Source organism: Bacteroidia bacterium (assembly GCA_033391075.1).
Classification (GTDB): Bacteria; Bacteroidota; Bacteroidia; order J057; family J057; genus JAWPMV01.
This window is the reverse complement of the sequence record JAWPMV010000001.1, coordinates 5,198,390-5,224,748: the sequence shown is the minus strand read 5'-3', so window position 1 is coordinate 5,224,748 and position 26,359 is coordinate 5,198,390. Positions and strand designations below refer to the sequence as shown.

General features: G+C 43.0%; 20 protein-coding genes. 8 read left to right on the top strand and 12 right to left on the bottom strand.

Annotated features, from left to right (window positions below):
• Positions 1–3: 3 nt before the first annotated feature.
• The 4 genes from R8P61_20830 to R8P61_20815 all read right to left on the bottom strand — a co-directional run bounded on the left by R8P61_20830 (position 4) and on the right by R8P61_20815 (position 2,995).
• The gene (locus R8P61_20830) at positions 4–192 is read right to left on the bottom strand and encodes a hypothetical protein (protein MDW3649528.1); all 189 of its coding nucleotides are present in this window, start codon (positions 190–192) and stop codon (positions 4–6) included.
• A complete protein-coding gene (locus tag R8P61_20825) occupies positions 192–818 on the bottom strand; it encodes an RNA polymerase sigma factor (GenBank protein ID MDW3649527.1) in 627 nt (208 codons plus the stop codon). Before R8P61_20825 ends, R8P61_20830 begins: the two co-directional genes overlap by 1 nt.
• A 150-nt stretch (positions 819–968) precedes the next feature.
• Positions 969–1,952: a pyruvate dehydrogenase complex E1 component subunit beta gene (locus R8P61_20820; GenBank protein ID MDW3649526.1), complete on the bottom strand. Its 984-nt coding sequence runs from the start codon at positions 1,950–1,952 to the stop codon at positions 969–971.
• Between the two features lie 53 nt (positions 1,953–2,005).
• Positions 2,006–2,995, bottom strand: coding sequence for a patatin-like phospholipase family protein (locus R8P61_20815; protein MDW3649525.1), 990 nt, complete (start codon positions 2,993–2,995; stop codon positions 2,006–2,008).
• 191 nt (positions 2,996–3,186) lie between these two features.
• On the opposite strand from R8P61_20815, the gene R8P61_20810 reads away from it, so the two are divergent.
• The 3 genes from R8P61_20810 (at position 3,187) to R8P61_20800 (ending at position 7,145) form a co-directional block, all read left to right on the top strand.
• The gene (locus R8P61_20810; protein ID MDW3649524.1) at positions 3,187–5,535 is read left to right on the top strand and encodes an acyl-CoA dehydrogenase; all 2,349 of its coding nucleotides are present in this window, start codon (positions 3,187–3,189) and stop codon (positions 5,533–5,535) included.
• 480 nt (positions 5,536–6,015) lie between these two features.
• On the top strand, positions 6,016–6,195 hold the full coding sequence (locus tag R8P61_20805; GenBank protein MDW3649523.1) for a hypothetical protein: 180 nt from the start codon (positions 6,016–6,018) through the stop codon (positions 6,193–6,195).
• Positions 6,196–6,413: 218 nt separating this feature from the next.
• Entirely contained in the window at positions 6,414–7,145 is a 732-nt protein-coding gene (locus tag R8P61_20800; GenBank protein MDW3649522.1) for a pentapeptide repeat-containing protein, read from the top strand.
• Positions 7,146–7,162: 17 nt separating this feature from the next.
• On the opposite strand, the gene R8P61_20795 is transcribed toward R8P61_20800, so the two are convergent.
• Entirely contained in the window at positions 7,163–9,232 is a 2,070-nt protein-coding gene (locus tag R8P61_20795; GenBank protein ID MDW3649521.1) for an ATP-binding protein, read from the bottom strand.
• 123 nt (positions 9,233–9,355) lie between these two features.
• Complete coding sequence (locus tag R8P61_20790) at positions 9,356–13,933, bottom strand: AAA domain-containing protein (protein MDW3649520.1); 4,578 nt, start codon at positions 13,931–13,933, stop codon at positions 9,356–9,358.
• 446 nt (positions 13,934–14,379) lie between these two features.
• On the opposite strand from R8P61_20790, the gene R8P61_20785 reads away from it, so the two are divergent.
• The 3 genes from R8P61_20785 to R8P61_20775 all read left to right on the top strand — a co-directional run bounded on the left by R8P61_20785 (position 14,380) and on the right by R8P61_20775 (position 18,604).
• Positions 14,380–15,471, top strand: a complete 1,092-nt coding sequence (locus tag R8P61_20785) for an aromatic ring-hydroxylating dioxygenase subunit alpha (GenBank protein MDW3649519.1) — start codon at positions 14,380–14,382, stop codon at positions 15,469–15,471.
• A gap of 89 nt (positions 15,472–15,560) precedes the next feature.
• Positions 15,561–17,297, top strand: a complete 1,737-nt coding sequence (locus R8P61_20780) for an SLC13 family permease (protein MDW3649518.1) — start codon at positions 15,561–15,563, stop codon at positions 17,295–17,297.
• Between the two features lie 446 nt (positions 17,298–17,743).
• A complete protein-coding gene (locus tag R8P61_20775) occupies positions 17,744–18,604 on the top strand; it encodes a pirin family protein (GenBank protein ID MDW3649517.1) in 861 nt (286 codons plus the stop codon).
• 93 nt (positions 18,605–18,697) lie between these two features.
• Here the strand turns inward: R8P61_20775 and R8P61_20770 are convergent, their stop codons facing one another.
• The 4 genes from R8P61_20770 to R8P61_20755 all read right to left on the bottom strand — a co-directional run bounded on the left by R8P61_20770 (position 18,698) and on the right by R8P61_20755 (position 21,754).
• The gene (locus R8P61_20770; protein MDW3649516.1) at positions 18,698–19,060 is read right to left on the bottom strand and encodes a hypothetical protein; all 363 of its coding nucleotides are present in this window, start codon (positions 19,058–19,060) and stop codon (positions 18,698–18,700) included.
• A gap of 28 nt (positions 19,061–19,088) precedes the next feature.
• Positions 19,089–19,925 carry an ABC transporter six-transmembrane domain-containing protein gene (locus tag R8P61_20765; GenBank protein ID MDW3649515.1) on the bottom strand — a complete coding sequence of 279 codons (837 nt, stop codon included), beginning with the start codon at positions 19,923–19,925 and terminating at the stop codon, positions 19,089–19,091.
• 6 nt (positions 19,926–19,931) lie between these two features.
• On the bottom strand, positions 19,932–20,783 hold the full coding sequence (locus R8P61_20760) for a sterol desaturase family protein (protein ID MDW3649514.1): 852 nt from the start codon (positions 20,781–20,783) through the stop codon (positions 19,932–19,934).
• Between the two features lie 101 nt (positions 20,784–20,884).
• Positions 20,885–21,754: an AraC family transcriptional regulator gene (locus tag R8P61_20755; GenBank protein MDW3649513.1), complete on the bottom strand. Its 870-nt coding sequence runs from the start codon at positions 21,752–21,754 to the stop codon at positions 20,885–20,887.
• Between the two features lie 183 nt (positions 21,755–21,937).
• Between R8P61_20755 and R8P61_20750 the strand changes: the two genes are divergently transcribed.
• Both R8P61_20750 and R8P61_20745 read left to right on the top strand, forming a co-directional pair.
• Positions 21,938–23,014: a VOC family protein gene (locus R8P61_20750; protein MDW3649512.1), complete on the top strand. Its 1,077-nt coding sequence runs from the start codon at positions 21,938–21,940 to the stop codon at positions 23,012–23,014.
• A gap of 4 nt (positions 23,015–23,018) precedes the next feature.
• Positions 23,019–24,899: a PQQ-binding-like beta-propeller repeat protein gene (locus tag R8P61_20745; GenBank protein MDW3649511.1), complete on the top strand. Its 1,881-nt coding sequence runs from the start codon at positions 23,019–23,021 to the stop codon at positions 24,897–24,899.
• Between the two features lie 169 nt (positions 24,900–25,068).
• Here R8P61_20745 and R8P61_20740 read toward each other — a convergent pair whose 3' ends face one another.
• Complete coding sequence (locus tag R8P61_20740; GenBank protein ID MDW3649510.1) at positions 25,069–25,647, bottom strand: NAD(P)H-dependent oxidoreductase; 579 nt, start codon at positions 25,645–25,647, stop codon at positions 25,069–25,071.
• 65 nt (positions 25,648–25,712) lie between these two features.
• Positions 25,713–26,288, bottom strand: a complete 576-nt coding sequence (locus R8P61_20735) for a Crp/Fnr family transcriptional regulator (GenBank protein MDW3649509.1) — start codon at positions 26,286–26,288, stop codon at positions 25,713–25,715.
• Positions 26,289–26,359 lie beyond the last annotated feature (71 nt).

Below are 26,359 nucleotides of genomic sequence, written 5' to 3'. Positions count from 1 at the left end.
CCGTTATTTTTTTTCGACCCGCTCACCACCGTCTATAGAACTTCCCAAGACATTTCCTGCCTTGACGATAAAAAGATCTACAAAATCGGCGAGCATTTTCATGGAGAATAAAGAACCCAGGGTTTCTCTTTTTATATGATCGGGCAATTTATCGTTAGACTCGATCTTTTTAAAAGCATTATTTTCTTCCATTAATTCTTATGTTTTTCACCATCCACGATGATCTGACGAACACGCTTCCTTGCTCTGGCTAATCTCATCTTCACTGCGCTTTCTGAAATGTCGAGATGTTCCATTAATTCTTTGATAGAACCCTCATCCTGGTATTTCATCAGGAGGATGACCTTATCCTCGGGTGCAATTCTTTCCATCGCTCTCTTTAAGCGATCGACTCTTTCGCTGAGTAGCTCGGATTCATTGTCGTCGTTTTGACTGGGTAGATCCGGACCATCGTCTATATCTACATTCGTGTAGCGGTTGTTCTTTCTGTAATACTCTACGCAGTAGTTGTAGGTAATTGCGTAAAGCCAGGTAGAGAATCGACTCTTGCCTTTGAATTTATTCAGTTGAGTAAAAACTTTGAGCAAGACGTCCTGAACCATGTCTTTCGCTATATCCTTGTCTTTTACGAAAGAGATACATTTGCGATAGACTTTGTCAGCGTACCTGTCATAAAGATGGTTGAAGAGCTCCGTCTTGCCTTCATCCATGATGAGGCTTATCAGCTCTTCGTCTGATAGCTTTCGGTAATCTTTTCTAGAAGGTGCGTTCACAATAGTTCCTATGCTGAGGACTTGATGAGTGCTAATTGTTAACATTGTATTTGTAGTACACGGGCAATTAGCAAAAAGTTTCGGGTTTCTTATAGTTTAAAAATCGTAATAATTAGGAAGGCTAATTTGCATAATTAAATGCAAAAAAGGCCTATACTGTTAAGAATAGGCCTTTTTAGTATATTTTTTTTGGAATTAGTTTTGGTAAAGTACCTGCTTTACTGCGTCAATCACTCGTTTTGGATTGGGTAACCAGGTATCTACAAGTACTGAAGAGTAAGGCAAAGGAGTGTCTCTTGCAGTAACTCTGACGACTGGAGCATCGAGGTAATCGAAGGCTCTTTTCTGAAGGACATAAGCAATTTCAGTTGCCATTCCAGTCAGCGGCCAGGACTCTTCAACGAAGACACAACGGTTGGTTTTCTTTACAGATTCTATAACTGTCGTATAATCGATTGGACGCAAAGCCCTAAGATCTATCATTTCTGCATTGATCCCATCTTTGGCCAATTCATTACAAGCATCCAGACATACATGCACCATTTTTCCAAAAGAAACGATGGTAACATCCGTACCGGCTCTTTTTATATCCGCTTTGTCAAGAGGAATGAGGAACTCCGGACCTTCTGGTACAGGTCCTTTATTTCCATACATAACCTCAGACTCCATCACCAATACAGGATTTGGGTCGCGTATCGCGGATTTGAGCAGTCCTTTTCCGTCAGCAGGTGTGCTGGGAGAAACAACTTTCAATCCGGGAGTATTTGCAAACCAGTTCTCAAAGCTTTGAGAGTGAGTTGCTGCCAATTGTCCTGCAGACTGGCTGGGACCTCTGAACACAATCGGTACAGAATATTGCCCACCACTCATCTGGTACATTTTTGCGGCATTATTGATTACCTGATCGATGGCAACCAATGAAAAGTTAAATGTCATGAACTCGATGATCGGACGGAGACCCATCATTGCGGCTCCTACTCCAATTCCTGCAAATCCATTTTCTGATATCGGGGTATCTATTACCCTTTTTTCTCCAAACTCATCCAACATCCCCTGGCTTACTTTGTAAGCTCCGTTGTATTGAGCAACCTCTTCTCCCATCAGGAATACGCTATCATCCAAACGCATTTCTTCCTGCATTGCCTCCCTCACAGCTTCTCTGAATTGAATTTCTCTCATAATGCTTTAAGGCTTGTAAATTAGGCTTCGAAGATAGATAATTTTTTTTTAAATCAGGAGGGATTTTTATCTGCTTCCTGCATATAAGTTTCTATAGCAGCTTTCGCGGTTTGATAACCTTGTTCTATTCTCCATTGAACCTTTTCCGGATGGAAATCCAAAATGCTTCCCATATAGACTTGAGGTTCGATTAGAATCGTATTGAACGCATGCAATTCGACTTTTTTACCACTTACCACACTTGTGCGATAAAGTTTGATATCCGGGGCCTGTTCTTTGGCTTGCTTTACGAGGTCATTGATGGTCAGGTATTCGCGGAGATCATTCACAAATATTTCATCGATCGCGATGTCTACCAATGCCCTTCTGGCAATGGTGAAAATATTTCTTCCTGATTCCAGGTCTTTTTCCAGAGGCAACTTTCGAGAGGTGCAATTGATAATCACCACCTCATCCGGTTGATCATGGACCACCTGACCCAGGGGGCTGGTATCACGTATGCTGCCATCTACCATATCATATAAGATGCCGGCTTTGGTTTCTATTTGTTCCTGAGGAGCCCACAAAAGCGGAATGGAAGTAGAAGCGAGGATGGCTTTTTGAAATTCGATATCTGTCTCGAAATCTTTGGGTCGCAAAGTCCGAAAGGTTCCATCTCTGAGGGAAACCGATCCAATCCGCAAATCACAGGGACTTGTACTTAGGTCCTCGAGACGTACATATCGTTGGAGTAGTCTAAAGAGGGGCTCATTATTTAGAATGGCTTTATCCCGGGAAACCAGACTCCTCAATATGGAAAACATCTCCAGACTGCCCTGGAAAATGAGTTTTTGAAGATTGGGGGAATTCCAGATTTTGGAGAGTTGCCAGTATTTGTCCATGGCGATCATGGTGCCATTGAGCGCACCTACTGAGACCCCCGCGATGATATCAAAATTGAAATCGGGGTTCTTAATTTGTAGTTCCTCGTGAATGTATTTGAGTGCTCCAAATTGGAAGGCTCCATTTGCCCCTCCGCCACTCAGTACCAAAGCCCGTTTCATAGGTGTCTCTTTATCAGCAGCAAGTTAGGAAAATTCAGCTAGACCCTGAAAGAGCCTGACCAAATTCAAAAAATGTAGTCTTAATAACAAAAAGAGAGTCTTTGCTATGACAAATTGCGGAATATTGGATTTTCCTGAAACACTGTTCCTCAGTATTTTGTATGTTTAATTAAAGGCCACAATACTCGATTATGATAAGTACCGATTTAACCCAAGACGCATCTCAGCTAAGTCCCGGAGCATTATCTCTCCTTCCTTTGTTATACATCGCCTGGTCCGATGATATTTTGACTCCTACGGAGATCAATTTGATTGAAGAATTCATCCAGGATCAGGATTGGTTAGAGAAAGATGACAAGGTTTTTCTTTGCTCTCGTTTAGATCCAGCCAAACCTCCGACTCCCAAGCAGGTGAAAAGATGGGCCAGTCTGATCCGAAACAATGCGGCACAATTGCCCGCCGCTTCTTTGAAGGATTTGGCTAGTCTGGGAAAAGAGCTTTCAAAATTGGGAGGGCAGGAAGGTGCCGAGAACTTCAAGCCAGAATCTGCAGAACGTGCTTTACACAATGCAGCAGAAATGCTCGGACTTATCAGCGCTGAATCGGTCAATGAAATATTAGCTGCTCCCCGTCCAGAGAAGGTTTCAGAAGAAGAAGAAAATATTACTGCATTCGATCTGGCGGAAATGAAAGCTTACCTGGATGGTGATCAGGGCGAACTGAAAGAGAAGCTGAGAACGCTATTTTCTGATCCTATATTTTCCTACGACAGGATAAGTGAAGATAAATCTGAATATAGAGAGACGGTATTTGAGTGGATGAAATTATTGGCGGAAAGGGGCTATGGTGCTTTGGCCTATCCGGATTTTGCAGGAGGTAAAAACGATATGCGTTCTTACGTAACCGTATTTGAGATGATGGGACACCATGACATTAGTCTGGCCATCAAATTTGGGGTGCAGTTTGGCTTATTTGGGGGAAGTATTATGGGGCTCGGTACCGAGAAGCATCATAGAGAATACCTAAAAGATACAGGTTCTCTGGAACTGGCAGGCTGTTTTGCTATGACGGAAGGAGGACATGGTTCCAATGTTCGGGATATTGAGACAACCGCAACTTATGATCCTTCAACCGAAGAATTTATCATACATACTCCTCATCACTATGCCCACAAAGAATATATAGGAAATGCTGCGGTACATGGAAAAATGGCTACCGTTTTTGCCCAATTGATCACGGAAGGAGAAAATTATGGAGTGCATGCGATCCTTGTGCCTATCCGTGATGATCAGGGAAATCCTATGTCTGGGGTTAGGATTATGGATAGTGGACGAAAGCTGGGATTGAATGGAGTAGATAATGGCCGCCTTTGGTTTGATCAGGTGAGAGTCCCCCGGGAAAATTTGCTCAATCGATTTGGAGAAGTTGATGCAGATGGAACTTATCAGAGTCCTATTACCAATGAAGCCAAGCGCTTCTTCACGATGCTGGGAACCCTTGTAGGGGGTAGGATCAGTGTACCCATGGCGGGTTTGAGTGCTGCAAAGTCTGGACTGGCAATCGCGATCAAGTTTGCGGCTGTTCGTAAGCAGTTTGGTCCCGCTGGTCAGGCAGAGATTCCAATTCTAAACTATAGAACGCATCAAAGGCGACTGATGCCTCTCCTTGCAAATGCTTTTGCCTATCACTTTGCGCATCAGGGAATGGCGCATCGATATGTGAATGCCTCAGAAGAGGAAGGAAGAGAAATAGAGGCACTGGCGGCAGGACTAAAAGCACTCAGTACCTGGAATACCACAGCTACCCTGCAAGAGTGCAGAGAGGCTTGTGGAGGTGCAGGATACCTCTGGGCCAATAGATTTGCCGATATGAAAGCAGATACGGATATCTTCACCACCTTTGAAGGAGACAATACCGTACTCATGCAATTGGTGGCCAAATCACGTCTTTCGGATTTCAAGAATGAGTTCAACTCGATGAATCTCTTCAATATGGTCAACTTCTTTGCGGGTAAAGCCTTCGACGCTTTGGCTGACAAAAATCCGATCGCTGTTCGAAAAACAGGCAAAAAACATCTGAGAGATTCAGAATGGCACCTGGATATGTTTAAAGACCGTGAGAGTAGTCTGGTGATGTCTGCTGCGCGCAGGCTCAAGCATCGATTGGATCAGGGCATGAATTCCTATGATGCCTTTATTGAAGTACAAACCCATTTGGTTACAATGGCGGAAGCTTATATAGACAGGGTGGTGCTTGAGTACTTTATCGAAGAAGTGAAAAATTATCCGGAAGCAGCAGGTAAAAAGGTATTGAAAAAACTTTGTGCTTTGTATGCACTGAATATCCTGGAAAAGAACATCCTGTTTTACATGACCCATGATTACCTGTCCGATGCAAAAGCAAATGCCATTCGCTATCAGGTAGAGCGGCTTTGTCTCCGTTTACGGAAACATGCGGTTGCCTTGGTGGATGCTTTCGGAATACCTGATGAGATGCTGGCTGCTCCTATCGCAATTAATTATGGGGGAACCTATAAATAGTAAAAACAGAAATTGAATGAGTGTTCAATAATTCCTATATTTGTACTTGATTCAAGGAATGTAATACAAACCAGAGAAGTTTTATGGGATACTATTTGGTCTTTTGCGCAAGCAGGAAGGATTTTGTTTTTCCCGGCGTCTAAGTATCAGAATGGTTGAACTTTTAAAGGGGAATTGCAACAGCAGTTTCATTTGGTACGTATTAATAGTTCAAAATTGAAGTCAAAAAAAGTTCTTGTTGCAGAAGTCATTAATAGTAATGGGTTTATTCCGGTAAGCCTTTTTTTCTCGCTCCTGCGCAAAATATTGAGAATTTCCCGATGTATTCCTTTTGAGGCTAAGCATTCTCCAAGGGCTACTTATAGGCTAATCTCACCCAATGCGTTCTTTACCGAAGGCTTTCTGGATGTGTCTTTTACAGAAAAACCTGCAATAAATCAGGTGTTTCGTATAAGGGGAATAGAAGGTAAATGGCTCCTAATGAGAAAAAATACATTAGCTGAGCTGTACGAAGAAGTAATCCAGAAAGAAAACAAGTTGAATGAAGGAAAGATCCGTAGTATCGACCGGCTATTGGAGGAAGAATACCCTCATTTGTTTATAAACAAGAGGGAAAACAAAGAGGAGATTGAAATTCTGGAAGTTCTGGAATTGGATTGATGTTCCGATAATCGACTTGTTCTTTTTATTTGGTAAAATCGAAATATATTAACTATTATTAAGATAATATTCGCTATTATTTCGGCGTATTTAAAAAGATGACCTGCATTCGATCTTTATAAGTCATCGAGCCCGGATCTTCTCTTCCTATTTATATAGTGTGATACCTGAGGGTTTCCTTAGGCTCATCTTTTTACCTAAGTAATTTCAAGGAAATTATGAAAGCGCAACTGTTGATCCTTATTTGCATCACCTGTATTTCTACCCAAATTTTTGGACAGATAACCGTATCCGAAGTAGAGAAAAAGCTTCGGATGGGAGAATCCCTGGAAGGGATGGATTTGAGAAATATGGACCTTCGTGGATTAAACCTGGATGGTGCCAATCTAAGTAAAGCCCGGCTCAATGGAGCTGATTTGCGAGCTGCCAGCATTCGCAGGGCCCATTTGCACAAAGCTGATTTGCGGGGAGCAAAGCTGGATAGTGTGGATTTCAATGCCACAAATTTGCAAGATGTCCGTTTCCCCAAAGGAGAAATTTCTCACCTAAATCTCAACCGCGCAAATTTATCGAATACTGACCTGAGAGGGACTCACTTTCTCAAATCCAGCTATAAGTATGCTGATTTTCAGGGAGCAAATCTGGCCGGATCTCGTTTGGGAGGTACTTTCTTCTATGCCAATTTTAGCCATGCCAAGCTAAAGAACGCAAATCTGTCAAATGCAGACCTGCGAGGAGTCAAGTTCCATCAAGCGGATCTTCAGGAAGCAAATCTCTCCAAGGCCAATCTGGATGGCAGTGAGTTCTATCACGCACGGATGAATAAATGTGACTTAAGTGGGGTCAGTATCAAAGGAGCAGATTTCTCCAAAGCGATTATGGAAGGGGTAAAGCTCAAGGAAGATGAAAAGCTGCTGGCTCGCCTGAAGAAGCAGGGAGGCATATTGTAGCAGCTGTTTAGAGAATTTTAGGAAGAATAGCTGGTCTCCTGCTGAAGAGGTAAGGAGAGGATCACTTCTGTGCCATGACCCGGATCACTTTCAATGTCAATAAAGCCTCCATGCTGTTTCATTATCCCCAGACTAATTGAAAGACCTAAACCGGTACCTTCTCCCAATGATTTGGTCGTAAAGAAAGGCTCAAAGATTTTATCTACGGTTTCCTTAGGAATACCATCTCCCGTATCTTGAATGCGAACTTCTACCTGTCCTCCTACTCTGCGGGTTTTTATGCGAATCCATCCTCCGCTCGGCATGGCTTGAATGGCATTGGTCAGTACATTCATGAAGACCTGATTGATTTTTCCGGGGAAACCTTCAATCACAGGGATATCTCCATAATCTTTAATCAACTCGACATCTTTCAACTGACTTTTCAACAAGGCAAGGGTATTGTCAAGCCCCAAATGAATATTCAGAGGTTTAGGCTGCTCCTCATCAACACGGGCAAACATCCGCAACCCTTTGACTATCTCTGTGGTACGATGTGCACCTTCAGCCATGCCTTCCAGTAATTCTGATATCTCTTCTTTCAGATATTCAAAATCCATCTGGTGTTTCATTTTGGAGACATCTGAAAATTTCTCATTGAGTCCCTGAGCCTGAACGATGTTCTCGTAAGCATTGAGCAGTTTGAGTAACTCTGATATATCTGATTTGAGCGGATGAATATTTCCGGAAATAAAGTTGACCGGATTGTTGATCTCATGGGCAATACCCGCTGTGAGTTGACCTAAAGAGGCCATTTTTTCTGCTGCTACCAATTGAGTCTGCGTAGACTTCAATTCCTGATGGGTTTCTTCCAACTCATCATATGCACGACTCATTTCGCGATGAGATTTTCTTTTGATAAAAAATAACCAGGCAGAAAGGGCCGCAATAGAAAGGAACAAGAAGGTGATCAGGATAAGGAAATTTCTGTCTTTTCTACTATCCTCTGCCTCTTGTTCAAAGATATCCCGCTCATCCAACATAAGCTCGATAAAGAACTCACTGGTGAGGGAATCCATTTGACGTTCACTTTTATATTGCAGGAGCACAGCCTGGAGCCTTAGGGCTTCTCCATATTTCTTTTCTGCTTCCCGATTTCTACCCGCAGCCATGAGACTTTGTGCCTCTCTTAAAACCGTTTTGGTTTTCTGTTCTGTCTCTTCCTCAACGATGGAAAGAATTGGATCAGGCTTGCTGGCTTCTGAGATTGTTTTCAGGTCTTCTACAAAATCATCTATTTCCGCATTGGGATTATTTTCTTCCTCTACTTTTTTGGCTGATTCTGTAAAGGCGATGATCTCTTCGGGCTCTTTTGCTTCTCCAATTTTATTGTACAGCATGGCTACATGCTGGCTGAGTGCTTCACTTTTCGCACTATCCCCTATACTTATATAGGAGCGAATGCTTTTCTCGTAATACTCGATCGCACGCTCATAATCACCATTATCTTCTGCTCTTTTCGCCGTGTTTTCATTGATCTGAGCTCCACGGGCAGCAGCATCTTTTTTGATTTTAGAACTTACTTCTCCGGTATTCCCGTCTACCCATTTTTCTACCTTGGAAATGGCATTGTCCAGGACATTGTTGATCCCTGAGGCAGCATTCATCTCGCTAAGGATGCTTTTGACCCTGTTCTCTCCGGCTGGGTAATTTATAGATTCAGCCAACTTTTGTCCATCTCTCAGGTTTTTCAAAGCCCGAGAACGGCGTTTTTGACTCTTGTAGGCCAATCCACTCAGAATGAAGGCGTCTACCCTCCTTTCGTTGATCGTTTGAGGGTCATACAAAAACCCTTCTGCCTCCAGGATGTTTTTGGTTTTGAGGGTTTGGGCAAATCTAAGGGCTTCCTGGGCATAGCTGAGGCTTTGACGAGGATTTGATTGCTTGTAATGCTCAGACATATCTATCATGGCCTGCAATCGCTCTAATCCCTCAGCATTTTTGGCTTTGTCCTTTGCCTCAGCTGGGTCGATTTGTGCGAAAACAGAAAAACTGGTACACAAGATGAGTACCAGGCTAAAACAGATATGTAATAATCTCTTTTTCACCCTTGGTATCCTTTGGTGGCTAATTTACACAAAAGAATAGACCCCCACTAGATGGTGGGGGTTGCACGGTTTAGATTTCCGTTTCATTATATCTTACGAAAAAAATTCTATTTCGGTTGAGGATCAGCTCTTTACCCATTGCGACAATTTTTCCATAGCTCCCTCTTCGGAAAGCACCCATTCCAAGGGCTGTAGTCTATAGCAGTCCCAGCCTGCTCTTTCCAATACCAGCTGCTTATCAAGATTATCTGCTGATCCCTTCATGAGGTCGAGGAAGATGGCTTTCTTCTTTCCATCTTTGATCAAAGCCAAATCAACTTCATAAGGTCCTAATTTGTATTGGGGAACCAGATGCTCTCCGAAGCCCTCTTCTGCCAATTTCTCAAATACCATCCTGCCCATTTCCCCTAAAGAAGCATGCATATCAGAAGCCTGGTACACTTTTTCTTCTTTCTCGTTTTCCATCATCTGAATAGAGAAATAGTCAATGATTCTTTTTCGGAAACATTCGGGCTTCATTTTCGCCAGAGCTTCCGGATGAATGCTGTGCAAAAGAATGGCTTTTTCCCTGGCTCTCGAACTGGCGACATTGTAGATACGTGACATATCTTCTCCCATAACCGAACGAGGAGCGCGTATTTTCCCTTCTGCTGTAAAGGAATGACTAGCAGTTGTAGTCAGGATCATGATGTCTCTTTCATCTCCCTGAAACTCGCGGGAAGTACCTACCAGCAATTTCAATTCTTCTCTATGCGCCTTGATTAGAGGATGGCGGTTAAATTCTTTGTTGAGGAGGTCGCGATGCTCTTCATTAGAAGAGTCCAGACAGAGAATACCAAGTGTAGGCAAGTTTGGGAGCCTTCCGGCTTCTACATCTTCGATCAAGCCCCCAATCAATTGAACACAAGCCTTGACAATGGCCGGCTTCTTGGGGTTTTTAGGATCATCTTCTATATAATGAACTTCTGCTGCTGCTCCATAGAGATTATCGGTCGAAGTTTTTAGTGGGATGATTTGCTTGTCATATACATATTTATTGGAAAAGCCGATCAATTCCGGACGACAACGAAAATGCTCTCTCAGGCTGATGATGTTGGGATAAATTACCCCACTCAGGCTGTATACACTACTCGAGCGATTGTTGATGTTGAATTGTTGTTTGAAGGGATGATTGATCAGGTAGCGATCCAAAAGCTGATTGGTTCTGCTCAAGGGGAAAAGCCTAGCCTGAGTTGCTACAGCTGTCTGGTTTTCATCTCCGACTATGATGCATTTTTTACTTCGGTAGATGAGGTTGAGCATACTGATATCACATTGACTGGCCTCGTCTACGATGAGTACATCAAATTGTCCGGGATTGGGATCCTGGAAGAAATTGATCGCAGTATCCTGCTGCATGACCCATACGGGGACAACTTCTCTTGCCAGGCGCATATTGCTGACTGCTGACTTCATATTCTTTTCGGCATTTTTTCCATGCCCTTTCCCGATGTTTACCAGATCATTTCTCCAGGCAGTTAAGGCCGATTTTTGCTCATCACTGATCTGAATTTGCTTGTGATACCAGGTTTTGTAGGCAATCAGTTCTACGACCTTCTTCTGGATATCCTTTTGAATATTTTTCAAGGCTTCAATAAGTTCGCGTGGATTACCCAATGCTTCCAAACTTCCTTGCAGGACTTTCTGGATTTTGAGAGCCAGGATTTCCCGATTCAATTGGACTTCGGAAAGTTCCAACTCTTCGGTCTGACTCAGATACTCAAAAGTTTGGGGTAAAAGCTCTCGCAATTCTTCAAGAAGAGCCGCATGTCTGAGGTTTTCTGCTTCCCAGGCTTTCGCTTCTTTGAGTTCTTGGATTTCCTGATCGAAAAGGACGAGCTCTCTTTCTTTGATGGCTTTATGCAATTCTTTATGCTCTTGCAAGCCTAAACTGATTTCTTCCCATTCCCTTCTGGTCTCCTCGTAGCCTTTGTAGGCGGAAAGGCTGGTCAGGAATTCTATCTGGGCAGGTCTTTCTGTTGATTCTTTGGAAAGAATCTCCGCTCCTATAGATCGGAGCATCAAATTGAAATCTTCAAATTTCTTGAGGGATACCTCCAAAGAATCCCAATGCTCAAAGCTACTTTCAACCTGGTCTTTTTCTACTTCTATTCCCACACCCCGACCAAAATTATTCATCAGGATTTGCAATTGCTTGATGCGCGCTGCCTGGGTAAGGCTCCTTTCCAGTACCAGCAATTGTTCCAGCCCTTTTACTTCCAGGCCATTTACCTTGCAGAGGTAAAAGGCTTTTTGGGTTTCGTTGAGGAATTTCTTTTTGAGGATATTGAGTTTTCCAGAGTCTCCATACTTTTCGAAGAGATTGCGAATCTCTTTCAAGCCCAAATCAGGATCAAGATCTGTTAAGTCTTCCCATTCGATCTGGTAGCGAAGCAAGGCTTTTTCTTCTTCCAACATATAATGGAAGATCGGACGACATTGATCCAGAACCTGCTTTAATTTGCGGAGTTGAAAAGCGGGATGCAATAACAAACTTTCATAACTACACAAAGCTGTATGGATAGTTTTTGCTTCCTTGAGTCTTTCTAGCAAGTCATCATTCAATGCATCAGCTTTGATGCGGGAATACATCCTGATATCATACAGATTTTCCCATTCAGCCAATTCCGCAAAGATTTTTTCCAAACGTTCTCTTCTGGGGAGCACTTCTTCTTCGGGGAAAATTTGTTCTCCTTCCGGACGCCCGCTTTCCTGGATAAAATCAAGCACCTGAATTAGCTTGGCCGCCCAATCGCCACTTTCCTGTGAAGGATAAATTTCATCTTTGATATACTGAACCTCTCCCAAGCGTGCCAACTCCTCGATCCACTCTATGGCGGAAGCTTTTCTTTCCTGCTTCATAAATGGATCCCAGAGGCTTAGGTCTTCATGTTGAGAGCTAATACGGCTTTTGACTTCTGAAAGAGTGCTTTCAAATTGTTCCTCCAGTCCCTTTAAGTCATTTTCCATCTTGAGGATCTCTCCTTCCTCGTATTTCCTGCTAAGGTTATCTTTGACCGCATCGATAGAGCTGCGGAGCATTTCCTGGTGTTCATTTCCTTTGAGGAAAGCCACCATAAGGTTGCGAATTTCCTGAGGAAGTTTTTCACGAATTACTTCCAGTGCCTTGGCATTTTTGGAAACAATGAGGATAGATTTACCCTCGGCAACAAAATGCGAAGTCAGGTTGGCGATGGTGTGGCTCTTTCCGGTTCCGGGAGGGCCCTGTACCGTTACGGCATCCTGACGCAGCAATTGTTTAGCGATGTTGAGCTGTTCGGCATTATAGGCCAAAGGAAAGAGAAATCTTTCCGGAAGATCTTCTACTATGCGTGGAGCTTCCATATCTTTAGCCATACTCTTATAAGCGATCCGTAAAGGATTGCCCGGTTTTCTCAGGCTAAAGAGTTTTTTGAAGAAATCCGGAATTTGATCGTTTTGATCTTTCCCGCCCAATTCATTGATACTGGAAATGATACGTTCCGCATCTCTTGCGACATGAGCTCCCGTATTGAGCATGCGGGTTTGAATAACGGGGGAAAAACTAAAGCGAATTTCCTCACTTATTTTCCCTGCAGGCATGCAGTAATTGAGTTCTTTCCCCTGAAAGAATAGGTCCTCAATTTTTGGGAAGACTTCGAGAATACGAATGGCTGATGCATAAAAACTTCCCCGGAGGTAATCAGCTTCGAAATTTAGTTCGCGGCTATCTCTATTGAAGTTGTCGACTTCCTGCAGAACCTTGAGCTTGCGCTTGTGGGTCTTTTCGGAATCTTCTCCCTGAAAATGGGCTTCCAGCAATTCTGTGAAGTTCTGCTCACAGGTAATTACATGGGCGAAGGTGTCCGCTTCCAGTATTAGTTCCTGTTTCTCGAGAGAGAGGGTGAGGGGTAAGTGAAACAGAAAGTTGTGATACTCTTTGCCCCCTATCTTGCCAGAAACCAGCCCAAATGACAGCGTTAGCTGACGATCCTGGCTGGTTTGCATTTGGAAGTATAGGTCGTGAAGGGCATCATATATGTTGTTGATCTGGAGGAAATTTGCCTGCCCCTGATGGTGTTTGTTGAAATTCCTTTCATAAGAAGCAAACATTTCTTTTCTCAGTTCATCATCCCCAAATTTTTCCTCCGCTTCTTCCACTTTATTTACATAAATTTTACCGTCTTCCTGACTAAGGCTGATCCAGGGATTTAAGGCTGGTGGAAGCGTGAGGGTACTGACTTCTTCCAAACTTTTACCATCCACCTGCTTTTTGAATTCTCTGAATGCCTTCATTCGGCTGGCGACCTCCTCAAATTTGCTGTGTTTGGATTCTTTCTTGATGAGCTGTACTGCTTTGCCTCCTTCTTCTACAACTTCAATCCAGTCTCTGAGTTCTTTTGGGGCATCCGCCATTTCATCGGCTTCCCCTCTTTTGAGGATGAGCAGCGGCTTTTCTGCATTTTTCCACTGAAAGTGAAATTGTTCCCGATCAATGACGGCCTTATCTGTGGTAATATTGAGCAAGTCTTCAAGGGCCCACCATTGATTTTTGTCTTCATCAAATCGGAGACCACCCTTGACAGTGGTAAACAGATCTCTGATATAAGCGAATAGATTTACAAGAGGAGTTGCAGTATCAGAGGCTGCTTTATGATTTTGTTTTCTTTGGAAAGAGAGCATTTGTCTTTATATCTGGTGAAAGAATATGCGTGCGTGATTAGGTCGCCGAAAATTGGCGCCGGGTTCGACATCAGCTTATGCTGTGATAGGGGAAGTTAGAAGGGGGGAATCGGACCTATGTTAAAGGTTTACCGATAGCAATGGGTTTTCGTACGTGTAAAGTAGAGTCTTTACGATAGATAGGATTTTATGTACATGAGGCTTTACGCGGATATGCCCACAGGGTTTAGAAAAAATTATCCACATGGGGATAAGTGCTTTAGGGTCAGGAGGAAAAATATGTGTTGGGGTGTTAGAGTATTAGTGTGTTAGAACGGATTTACCCAAACACGCTAACACCCAAACACTTTATTTCTTCCTCAATTTTTTTTTCACAGAAGTGATAAATCCCTTACATTTCGGAATAAGGATTGCAATAGTATCAACTCATAATGTTCCGATAGCAAATGAATCAATTTGATCTCTCTGTTGAGGCAGATATTTCACAAGCTTTTACCCTTAGTAGCGATTTTTATACACAGGCTAAGATATATGAAAAAAGTAAGGAGAAAATCTTTACCCGAAACTGGCAATGTATTGGTCGCAAGAGCGAAATGCCGGCTGCTGGTACAGTGCGGCCCTTAAACTTCCTGGAGAATTGTCTGGATGAACCATTGATGCTTTCCCGAGATCAGGAAGGAGAATTGAGATGTCTATCCAATGTATGTACCCATAGAGGTTTTGTTTTGGTAGATGAGGAAAAGCCTTGTTCAGAGATTAGATGTCGGTATCATGCCAGACGTTTTGGGCTGGATGGTAAGTTCAAAACCATGCCTCAATTTAAAGAAGCCAAGAACTTTCCGGCAAAGAGTGATGACCTTCCTCAATTGGATCTGAAGTTTCTGGGAGAGCTGGTTTTTACAGCCATTGATCCGGCTATTAGCTTTGAAAGTTGGCTCAAGCCCATGCTGGATCGGGTAGGGTTTATGCCTTTTGATGAATTTGTTTACTATCCGGAATATTCTCAAACCTATGAGGTCAATGCTCATTGGGCTTTGTATTGTGATAATTTTCTGGAAGGCTTCCACATTCCTTTTGTCCATCCGGGCTTGAATGAGATCGTGAGTTTTCCGGATTATGAATACGAGATCTTTGATCATGGAAGTCTGCAAGTAGGGGTAGCAAAAGGCGAAGACCGAGCCTTTGATTTACCCGCTGGTCATCCGGATTCAGGGAGGCAGATAGCGGCTTATTGGTTCTGGTTTTTCCCAAATATTATGTTCAATGTGTATCCCTGGGGGCTATCTTTAAACCTGATAAATCCCAAAGGACTGAATAAAACGGAGATCAGATTTGAAACTTATTTGTGGAAAGCTGAACTCTTCAATGCAGAGAATCAGGATCTTTTGCACCTTACGGAAATGGAAGATGAAGCTGTGGTAGAGTCTGTGCAGATGGGCGTAAAGTCTCGTTTGTATAATAAAGGTCGGTTTTCGCCTAAGCAAGAAGTAGCGGTTCACCATTTTCACAGATTGGTCTCTGAAGCCATGAAGGCCTGATTTAGCGGTGTATGAGATAAAGAAGATGTAATAATACAGGCAAAGCGTCAGGGCAGTTCTCGCCTAATTTGCTAGCTTCGTAGCGATTTATGGAACAAATATTTATTGCAGCCATACTGGTCTTGCTAATATTGCTTTTGATAAAAAGCAAGCTTCACCCTGCTTTATTATTTGTTTCTGCAGCCCTCATCTTTTCCTTTGCAGGCATGATAGAGGTTCAGGAATTGCTGACCTATTATGCCAATGAAACCCTGATTACGCTTTTACTCCTTTTGCATGTATCGGTTGCAGTAGAGAAAAGTAATCTCATTCTCTTTCTTTCGAAACAGATATTTAAAAAGAAATCTTTCCACGGATCTCTCTTTCGTTTGTCGTTTTTTACTATGCTCTTTTCGGGTATACTAAATAACACAGCTATTGTGGCAACCTTGATGGGAACGGTTAAGAACAATCCGCATAAGTTTGCCCCTTCTCGGCTGTTGATCCCGCTTTCCTATTCTGCCATCATGGGAGGCGTATTGACCCTGATCGGCACATCCACCAACCTGATTGTAAACAGCTTTACCATTAAGGCAGGCTTAGAACCTATAGGCTTTTTTGATTTTTTCTATGTCGGGGCGCCTATCGCTTTGATCGGTTTGCTTTATGTTGTGTTGGTATTGCCGCATCTCTTGCCTCGTCAAGGTTGGGAAGAGGACGAGGATACCGTTTCCTACTTTTTGGAAGCGGAAGTCAGGGCAGGAGCATCAATCATCGGTAAAAGTATTACAGAGAATGGCCTGCGGAATATGGACCATCTCTTTCTTGCAGAGATCATCAGAGATAATCGTCTGATTTCGCCTGTTGAGCCCAATCAAATTCTGCGAGAAGGAGATATCCTGGTATTTACCGGAGCGGTGAGCAAAATACAGGAACTGCGCAAGTTCCCGGGTCTGGAGATACAGGAGAAAGGGACAGAAGAGATTCTGGATTCTAACTTGCAGGAAGTAGTTGTCAGACATACAAGCCCTTTGCTGGGTAGGCGAATCAAAGACGCTAATTTCCGAACCAAATTTGATGCTGTTGTCGTTGCGGTGAGCCGGGGGGATGAAAAGCTCTCAGGTAAGATCGGTAATATCAAATTGCAAACAGGGGATGAATTGGTGCTGGCGACAGGAGCCGAATTTTACCGCCATGAAAACCTGAGGCGAAATTTCAGTATTCTAAACCCCCTGGATCCGGATGGGATTATGACGAGTCGAGAAAGTTGGATTACGGTGGGTTTATTTCTTATAGGTCTCGTAACTGCTGCTACGGGATTGCTCTCTCTTTTTCAAGCCATGGTTCTTTTATTGCTGGCTTATCTGGGGCTGGGCTATCTTAAGTTCAAGCAATTGAAAAATAACCTCAATGTGAGTCTACTGCTGATGATTGGAAGTGCACTGGGAATTTCTCAGGTAATCTCGGAATACGGATTAGCAGATCTGATCAGTAGTGGTATTCTGGATTTTGTAGGAATGGGAAGTCCGGTCTATGCCCTGGCAGGAATTTATCTGGCTACCCTGATTACGACGGAGGTGATTACGAATAATGCGGCGGCAGCTTTGATGTTTCCAATCGCGATTGCAACCGCAACTTTATTGGAAGTGAGTCCCATACCTTTTATTATGGCGATCGCTTATGCGGCCAGTGCCAGCTTTCTTACGCCTATCGGTTATCAAACCAATACAATGGTCTATGCAGTGGGTAAGTATAAGTTCGGGGATTATTTTAAAGGAGGGATAGTTTTGAGTCTGCTTTATGCGGTGATGGTGATTACGCTGGTTCCGTATTTTTTTCCATTTTAATTTCTGTTTTTAGGTTTCTTTCTTCTTTTCCTTAGATGAAAAGAAGCAAAAATCAAGCTGCTGCAAAGCCTAGCGCAGTCCAGCCCCCGCACCCCGATGCAGCAGCGTGGCCCCTCGCGCTTGGGTAGTGGAGTGGGTTGGGATAGGAGATGAGGCGGAGGGTTAAGTGCGGCTAAGCAGTATCAATCACTAACACTCTAATACCCTAACACACCAACACCCATCCCCTTCCCAGGCGCGCTGGCCCTGCAGAGCCCATCGGGAGTAGGGGCGGCGAGTGAGGCTGGCTTTGGGCTCTGCGATTTTGGCTCCACCTTTTCTAAAAAGGTGGAATAAACCCCAAGAAAAACTACATTAAGAAAAAACGAGAAGGTGTCTTATAATACAATATTCAATGTTTAAACATTAATAGCTTTCAATCGTATATAAAGGAAAGGAGAAATCACATGAACATCAGATCAAATCCAAGAATTTTAAAATCCGAAGTAGTCGAAGTTGCGCCTCAGGTAGAGGTCTATCGACCTTTTCCAGTACGAGCCATCAAAAAGATCGGCCCCTTTATTCTCTGGGATCATTTTGGTCCGAAAGAAGCTCGACCCAATGACAATATGGTAGTGCCACCACATCCTCATGCAGGCTTTCAGGCAGTTACCTATTTATTCAGTGGTTTGGGATATCACAAGGACAGTTTTGCAGGTGAACAGTATATGAAGGCCGGAGGAGTAAACTGGATGACTGCAGGTAAAGGAATTGTACATGCCGAGCAGGTTTTGGGAGAAAAGGAGGACGGCAGTGGTCCTTATGAAGGCTTCCAAATCTGGGTAAATCTTCCTGCTGCTTATAAAGAAGTCGATCCGGGCTTTGAGCATTTTAGGCCAGAAGAATTACCTGTCGTAAATTTTGAGGGTGGAAGTCTTAGAATTATTGCAGGCCAATACATAGACGTAAAATCGCCGGTACATACCTATTCGCCGTTATTCCTTATGCACCTTAGCCTCAAAGCCGGAGCAAAATGGGAAATGGAAGTTCCATCGAGTTTTGAAGTAGCAGCCTACGTAGGAAGTGGGGAAGTGAAAAGTGGGAAGGAAGTATCCAGCTTGAAATTGAGTGATGTCTTGCTGTATCATGAAGGTGAAGGAGGGATAGAACTGCAGGCCCTTGAAGATTCAGAAATTATGCTCATGGGAGGAGAATTGATTCGTGAACCTATGGCGACTTATGGTCCCTTTGTTATGAATCAGCCGGATGAAATTCGGGCGAAAATTCTGGCCTTCCAGAATGGTCAGATGGGCATGGTGGAGATGTAGGAGGATGTGTTGAAGTGCGGTAGTGTTTTAGTGTTGTAGTTCGAATTCATAATCAACCACAACACTAAAACACTACAACACAGCTTTAGCCATTCAATTCAAAATTCCCTTTGCTTCCTTCCCCTCAGGATAAAAAAACTCAAAAGCTCCCACTGATTTTTCAATCAATACCCTCCCACAACTTTCACATTGATACATATTTCTCGTCTTGAGTTTACTCATGATCAGGTCTGAGATGATTGCGGTATTCGTAAGCTCTTTAGGATATTCTTCTCCAAAATTCTCCTCAATCCAATCTGAGCGCTTTCCTTTTCCAATAGCCTCGATAAAATCCGAAAGTTTAGCGGCGCCCTCAAATATACCTTCCATTTGAGTATCAGGGATCAAATGAGCTTTGTAAGGGAGATTATCACTCTGGTCCACAATGATATGTCCGCACTCGCATCGTATTTTCATAAACCTTAAGTATTCCTTTTTCTTTCTGTTACTCTCTAATATCCAGCATCCTTTGCTGAATTTCCTGCAATCGTATATAATTCTGATAGAATAAAGGCAAGCTAATCACATTTTCCATATACTGAAACACGTACATGATCAAAGAAAATAAGGCTCCATAATTGGCAATGGGATTATTGGCTGCAATGAGGATGGAGCCCACTAAAAATGCGATCAGCAAGGTCCAGGAGAAAGAAAAATTCAGGGCTTCCAGGTCTGATAGTTTGATGTTCCATTTCATCATTTCTTTCAGGTGAAGACTCAACTCTTTCTCATCATTCTGGGAAATTACTGCTACTTGTTTTTCAAAGGTATCATTGACGGATTGATTAAAACGCAAGGTTTTCTTTCGGCTAAAGACATAAATCAAAAAAATACATGCACTGAGAATCAGGCTGGCATAGAAGACCGTCAGATTTAAGGTGGCAATCATGACGACTACTCCTATGAGTCCGATAATTGCACTAATCAGTTCCGGCAGGGAATTTTCCAGAAATTCTACCAACTCTCTGATCATGGCCAATCTTGCCGATTTAACAGAATAGACCTGGCCTTGAAGTTTTGTCATGATTTTTGAACCAAGCCTTTGGTAGAGTTTCGCATAGAAGCGCGAATCAAATATTCTCCGACCTACTCCTATAGCTAATGCGGCAATGCCCAATACACCTAGTTGGATAACTCCCTCAATACTTTCATGCATAGCAGCTTCTATGGCTTTCCCAATGAACAAAGGGAATAAAAGGGCCAAAGCCGCTTCGACTAATAAGAGAGCGAGGGTAAAACCAAATCTCAGTTTATGAGCCTTAAGAATTGTCAATAAGTTCATTCTTTCCTATTTAGAAGGTTTCCATCCCGGAGGATTTACCAAATACTGCCAGGCTTCTTTGAGACTTTTTGCATTCCACATATCCCGAAACATGTGGTCGTACTCTATGAAATGAACTTTCACCGGATTTATGGTATTGATAGGCCTTGTGAGTCCATAAGTAGGAGTATGCAATTCCTCCTGGAAGGTGCCAAACATGCGGTCCCATATCGATAGAATAGCCCCATAATTTTTATCCAGGTAAATATCGTCTGAACCATGATGAACCCTGTGCTGAGATGGAGTCATGAATATTTTCTCATACCAACCCAGCTTGCCGATGATTTCCGTATGCAGCCAAAATTGATAGGTCAGCATAAAGAGAATTGCCAAAAGCACTACATAGGGATGGAAGCCTATTAAGATGGCGGGTAAGTAGAAAACCCAGGTAACAAATGAATCGATAAAAGAGACCCTAAGTGCTGTGGTATAATTGTAGATGGGAGAGCTATGATGAATGCTATGGTAGGTCCATAAGGCTCTTACTCGATGCTCAATTCGATGTTCCCAATAGTAGAGAAAGTCGATGAGTAGAATACAGAGGATGGTCGTCCATATATTGATCGGAATTTGCCAGGGAATGTATTGGGATAAAAAGTAGAAAGCACCTGTAAAAGCGACCACACTTATCTTTTCGGTGAGTTGAGCCACGAGGAATACAGAGAAACTTGCCCACATTTCCCCGAGTCTCCATTTGTTGATTTTCTTCTTATAGAGTTCGTAGAAAAACTCTACGATTGCCAGACCCATAGAAAAGGCCAGAATTATCAAGACGGCCAGTCCTATATTGTCTTCCATTTTTTGAATCAAGTCTTCCATGCGATTTGTTTATTGTTGTTTGACTTTTGCGAAAGGGATTTCCCTTTACTCATTCAAAGCTATAAATCGCGCATGGCGTCCATGTGTCCGTTTTGGACAATTTAGACTACGGGAATATAAATCTCAGTTTGCAGTTCTTCTTCCGGAAGATTTTCAGCATAATTAGGGTAAAATTCAAGACTTGGGAGATCTTGTAATTCCAGACCTACATCCTGCATCCAGTAAGCATAAATTTTTCGGTAAAATTCGATGGAACTCTCAGGAGCACCGACATGTGTGAAACGAGCATACTTTTGTTGCTTGTGCTCCTTTATGCGAAAAAGCCCTTCCGCTTCGAAGTCCGGTTTATTCTCAAGAAGCAGGGCAAAATTATACCTACAATGTATGCTATCGCTTATTTCTTCATCATCCCTGATTTCCAGCATAAATATAGGAGCTTCAGAAATGATCCCTTTTTTATTTCCATATTCATACAAGTCTTCCCATACCTTATCATTTGCACTCATATCTTCTTGCAGGCCCCGATATTCCAGAAATAAATAGGTGAAATCATCCAGATAGGCGATCTCAAACTCAAGTTCTTCTCTCCCTTCCTGCTCTGGCGGCACAAGTGTGGATTGAAGTTCTTCGCGGATAGAGCTTTGAGTTTTTCGAAAGTTGGCGGGAGAGAGCTGGTATTTATTTTTAAAAGCCTTACTAAAGGCTGCCCGATCTTCAAATCCCACTTCATAGGCGATTTCTGATACCCCCATTTCAGAATAGCTTAGATATTGAGCGGCTTTTTCGAGTCGAAGCCGTTTGACATATTTTCCAATTGTTTCATTATGCAGGGCTTCAAATATGCGGTTGATGTTTCGGTAAGAATAATGACAAACTTCTTCTATTTGGGGGATGTTAATGTCCTCTTTAAAATGAATATCAATGAAGCTGAGTAGTTTTTTATAGCGTGCTAATTGTGTGCGATTGCCCATGCCTAATAATAAGAAAAATCTGTTTGTATGATTAAGAAGAACTAGAATTTAGGCCCCGGAAACCTCATCTATCCTTAGCAATGATAATTTTTCCATTTATTATCCGGGGTTAATGAGCATTGTTCCTTCTTTTGGATTATCTCTAGTATCTTGAGTGAGATCCAAATTGTTAAACTACTACCTATGAAATTGCGCTGGTTAAAATACTTCTTCCTCGTCCTTATTGTCCTGATGCTGGGAGCGGGAATTTTTATTTACAAGTATGCAATGGCTCGATTGGCGCCGCGTCCGTCTATGTTGGATACACCGACTAGCTTTATAGGCTTCAACCATATCGGGCTTTCAGTGCTTGATTTGGATAAGATGCTAGAGTTTTACGAAACAGCGACTGATTTTGAAGTGATCCAAAGGTATACGGTAGAAAACAATCCTGCTGCTAATGCTTTATTTGGACAAGATTCGATTTCTTTTGAAAAAGCAATCCTCAAAGGCCCCAATATGTTACTGGAGCTTACCGAATTTGCCGAGCAAAGCGATAGTATAGTAAGTCGTATGCCTTTCCAGGGACCGGGCATGACCCATACTTGCTACCAGGGGCCGCCTGCCACTTCGGTCTATCATAAATTCAAGGATGCAGGAGCTGATATTTTGAGTAGAGGAGAAGGAACGGTAGTAGTAAGTAGTGTTAGTGTCTCTTATGCCTATGGCTATGACCCGGAGGGCAATATGATGGAGCTGGAACATATGCCGGATATCCTTATTCCGCTGAATATTGGGAAGGATTATGCCCAAAAAAATCCGATGTGGATGACACAGGTAGCTCTCATGAGCCCCAATCTCAAAAGATTGGCAGCTTTTTATGAAGAGGTACTGGAAATTGAGCCTTACAGAGTCAATAGCTATGGACCCAGTCCCATTTTGGATGCTGTAGTGGATTATGATAGCGTGATGATGGATGCGGTTTGGTTTGGAATGGATACCCAGGGTAAAAAAATGGAGATGATGCAGTACACCCATCCCATTACTCCTGACATAGAAAAAGCACGAAAATTGACAGATTTGGGCTATTCCTTTTCCTTTGAGGTTGGGGATATTCAGAAAGAATACGAAAGACTTAAAAATAAGGGCGTGAACTTTGCCAGCAGTCCCCAAAAGATGCAGGACTTCTGGATGGTCTTTGCCCAGGATCCTGATGGAAATATCTTTTCCCTGCGCCAGATTATAGATACAAATTCACCTCTCTCGCTAATGAATATGTAAAGCCATGCTGAAAAAAATCCTTATCGGTTTTGGTATCCTATTAGTTATCGCCATACTTTTCCTCGGCTTTCTTTGGATGAAACTCACCCAGGGTTCAACCGAACAAATTACAGCAGATGTAGAAACGGAGGAACTCTTTTCGACCCGATGTGCGATTTGTCATGGAGGAGCAGTAGCCGAAGCACCAACCTTCTCTGCCTTGAAATTATTGCCTGAGGAAACCATTGTTGCCACCCTTAAGACCGGGGTCATGAAAAATCAGGCCATTACCCTTACAGATGAACAGCATAGAGCATTGGCAGCTTATATTTCTGATATCGACAGTGACGCTATGGAGGGGCTGGACCCCAAAGTAGGTCAATGTGAAGAAGGTGATTTTTCTGCGGATCAAGCTGCCTTTCCCCGCATAGACAATTGGGGAATGGGGCTCCACAACCAACGCTACTATGATAAAGCCGATCTAAAGCTAAGTGTGGAAAATGTATCCAAGCTAAAACTCGACTGGGCCTTTGCCTTTCCCAATTCTTCACGTGCCCGCGTCCAGCCTACCATCGCTGGCAATACCTTATTTACTGCTAGCCAAACAGGAACCGTTTATGCCCTGGATCGAAGGACGGGTTGTACCCTATGGACCTTTCAGGCAACGGCTGAAGTTCGATCCGCTTTGGTTATCGGGAGAGATTCAAGTGGTAGGGCAAATCGATTGTACTTTGGAGATTTTAGTGCCTATGTATATGCCCTTGACCTGGATAGCCAAAAGTTGATCTGGAAGAAAAAAGTGGAAGAACATCCGGATGCCACCATAACGGGTACCTTAAGCCTATACAATAATCGACTTTATGTACCTGTCTCCTCTACAGAAGTGGGATCAGCAGTTGATGAAAACTATGCTTGTTGTACCTCTCGTGGGGCTGTTGTTTCTCTGGATGCAGCAGATGGTACAGAGCTTTGGAAGACCTATACCATAGATGAAACCCCTGTCGAGCAAGGGAAAAATGAGAAAGGGGTTGCTAAAATAGGCCCATCAGGTGCTCCTGTGTGGACAGCCGTTACCATAGATAGTGCAAGAGGATGTCTGTATATCGGAAGCGGAGAAAATTATACCCGGCCTGCTAGCAAAACCAGTGATGCCATTATTGCTTTTGATTTGGCTACTGGAGAAAAACGATGGGCACAACAAACCATTCCCAAAGATGCCTGGAATGCAGCTTGTGTAACCCTGACAAGCAGGGCGAATTGTCCGGAAGACTTTGGGCCGGATGCAGACTTTGGAGCACCGCCTATCCTTGTGAATTATAAAGGCAAAGACCTGCTATTGGCTGGACAGAAATCGGGGCATGTCTATGCCATGGACCCTGATGATAAGGGCCGAATTGTCTGGACAACTTTGGTGGGTCGAGGCGGATTTATGGGAGGGATTCATTGGGGAATGGCTACAGATGGTGAAATTCTCTATGTACCGATCAATGACCGTGGTCCCTATGACCTCAATCCAGATAAACCTAAGTCTCCTGGCTTGCATGCAGTTGATATAGCAGATGGATCTGTGCTTTGGTCCACCATAGAAGAAGATCGCTGCGGTACCTTCGAACTAAGGGGCTGTGGTCCCGGTCTTTCGGCAGCCATTACCCTGACACCTGAAGTAGTATTTGGTGGCACGCTTGACGGATGGATGAAAGCCTATGCCAAAGAGGATGGGCGAGAGCTTTGGTCCTATGATACCAAGCGAGACTATGAATCTGTCAATGGCGTCAGAGCCTTTGGGGGCGCCATAGATTCAGACGGTCCTGTGGTAGTCGGGAATCAATTATTCGTCTCTTCTGGTTATGCCAAATTTGCCGAGAAAGAAGGCAATGTCGTGCTGGCTTTTTCAATAGAGGAATAAGCAAGCGGTTTTCACAAGGTTTTTTTCGCTCAAAAAAGGAGGATATAAAAAAACCTGATTCTGAGAAACACTTTCTCGGCAAGGGAGAAGTCCGTCCAATAAATTGGATCAATAATTCAAGTGCGCAGATAAGAGCTCAGAAAAACTCCAATATTCTGTAAAGCCGATTTTATTTATTCCTTTCCCCCAGTTTCTCTACTTTTTTCAGCCATTTTGTGCGGAAGCTATCTTTTGACAAGCGCAATGGACCGATAGAAGTAATCTTTACCGATTTCACCCCGATAAAATTCATGGTCAATCTTTTCATCGCACTATGGCTAGGTGCCCGATTGATAAGGCTGTAAAACCAAGTGGGTTGATCCAGGGTACAAATGATGCGTGAGCTTTTACCCGTGAAATATTTGTCCCACCAGACGGAACCTTCCCTTTTTTTAAAGGCAAAACCTGGCAATAATACCCTGTCCAGAAAACCTTTCATAATGGCTGGCACCGAACCCCACCAAACCGGATAAATCCAGACGATGTGATCGGCCCATTTCAGATCTTCCTGTGCCTTCAATAAATCAGGTTCAAGCTCTGTTCGCTTCCGATATCCGAATTGGAGATTGGGATTGAAATTCAGCTCGCCGATGTTGATGGTTTTATGGTCTGCCCCGGATCTTTCTACTCCTTTTTGGTAAGCCTGAGAAAGTGCAAAGTTGTAACTTTCCTTATCGGGATGTCCGATGATGATCAGTATTTTTTTCATCCTGTTCTACTTCTTTTTTCAAAGGTCAGGAGAATAGGCGAACTCTCATTTGATCCAGGTCAAATTCAGTTTTTTAGTTTTCTGATTCTGCTCAAAGTTTCCAGGGTCATTCCCAGATAAGAAGCTATATGCATAAGGGGAACTCGCTGGACAATATCGGGACGAATAGCCAGCATTTGCTCGTATTTCTCTTCGGCTGTATGGAAAAGGATAGAGGAGATTCTTTCTCTTTGACTTAGCATGGTTTTGGTTACAACAACTTTAATCAGTCGCTCAAAATCGTGGTATTTGTCAGAAAGATAATCAGTCGTCTCTCTTGATATTTCAATCAGTATGGAGTCCTGAAGGACTTCAATGTAATGCGGACTGGGTTGATCGGTAAAAAAGCTGATAATGGCGCTGATGAATTCATCTTCAAAGGCAAACCAATCAGATATATCTCTCCCTTCATGTAAATAATAGGCCCTTGCACAACCCTGGACGATGAAGTAGGACTTATCCGCGTATTGACCTTCTTTAACAAGGGTAGTTCCCTTTTCGAGCTGCTTAATCTCAATGTTTTCTATGAGTTCTTTGAAGCATGCAGGACTCAGAGGAGAATAGTTTTCCTTAATACTTTCTAATATATCTTCTATTGTCATGCCTTATACAGGATTCTTTCGCCATAAAGCTAGGGAGAATTCTGGCATTTTCTATCGATTTGTAACGGAAG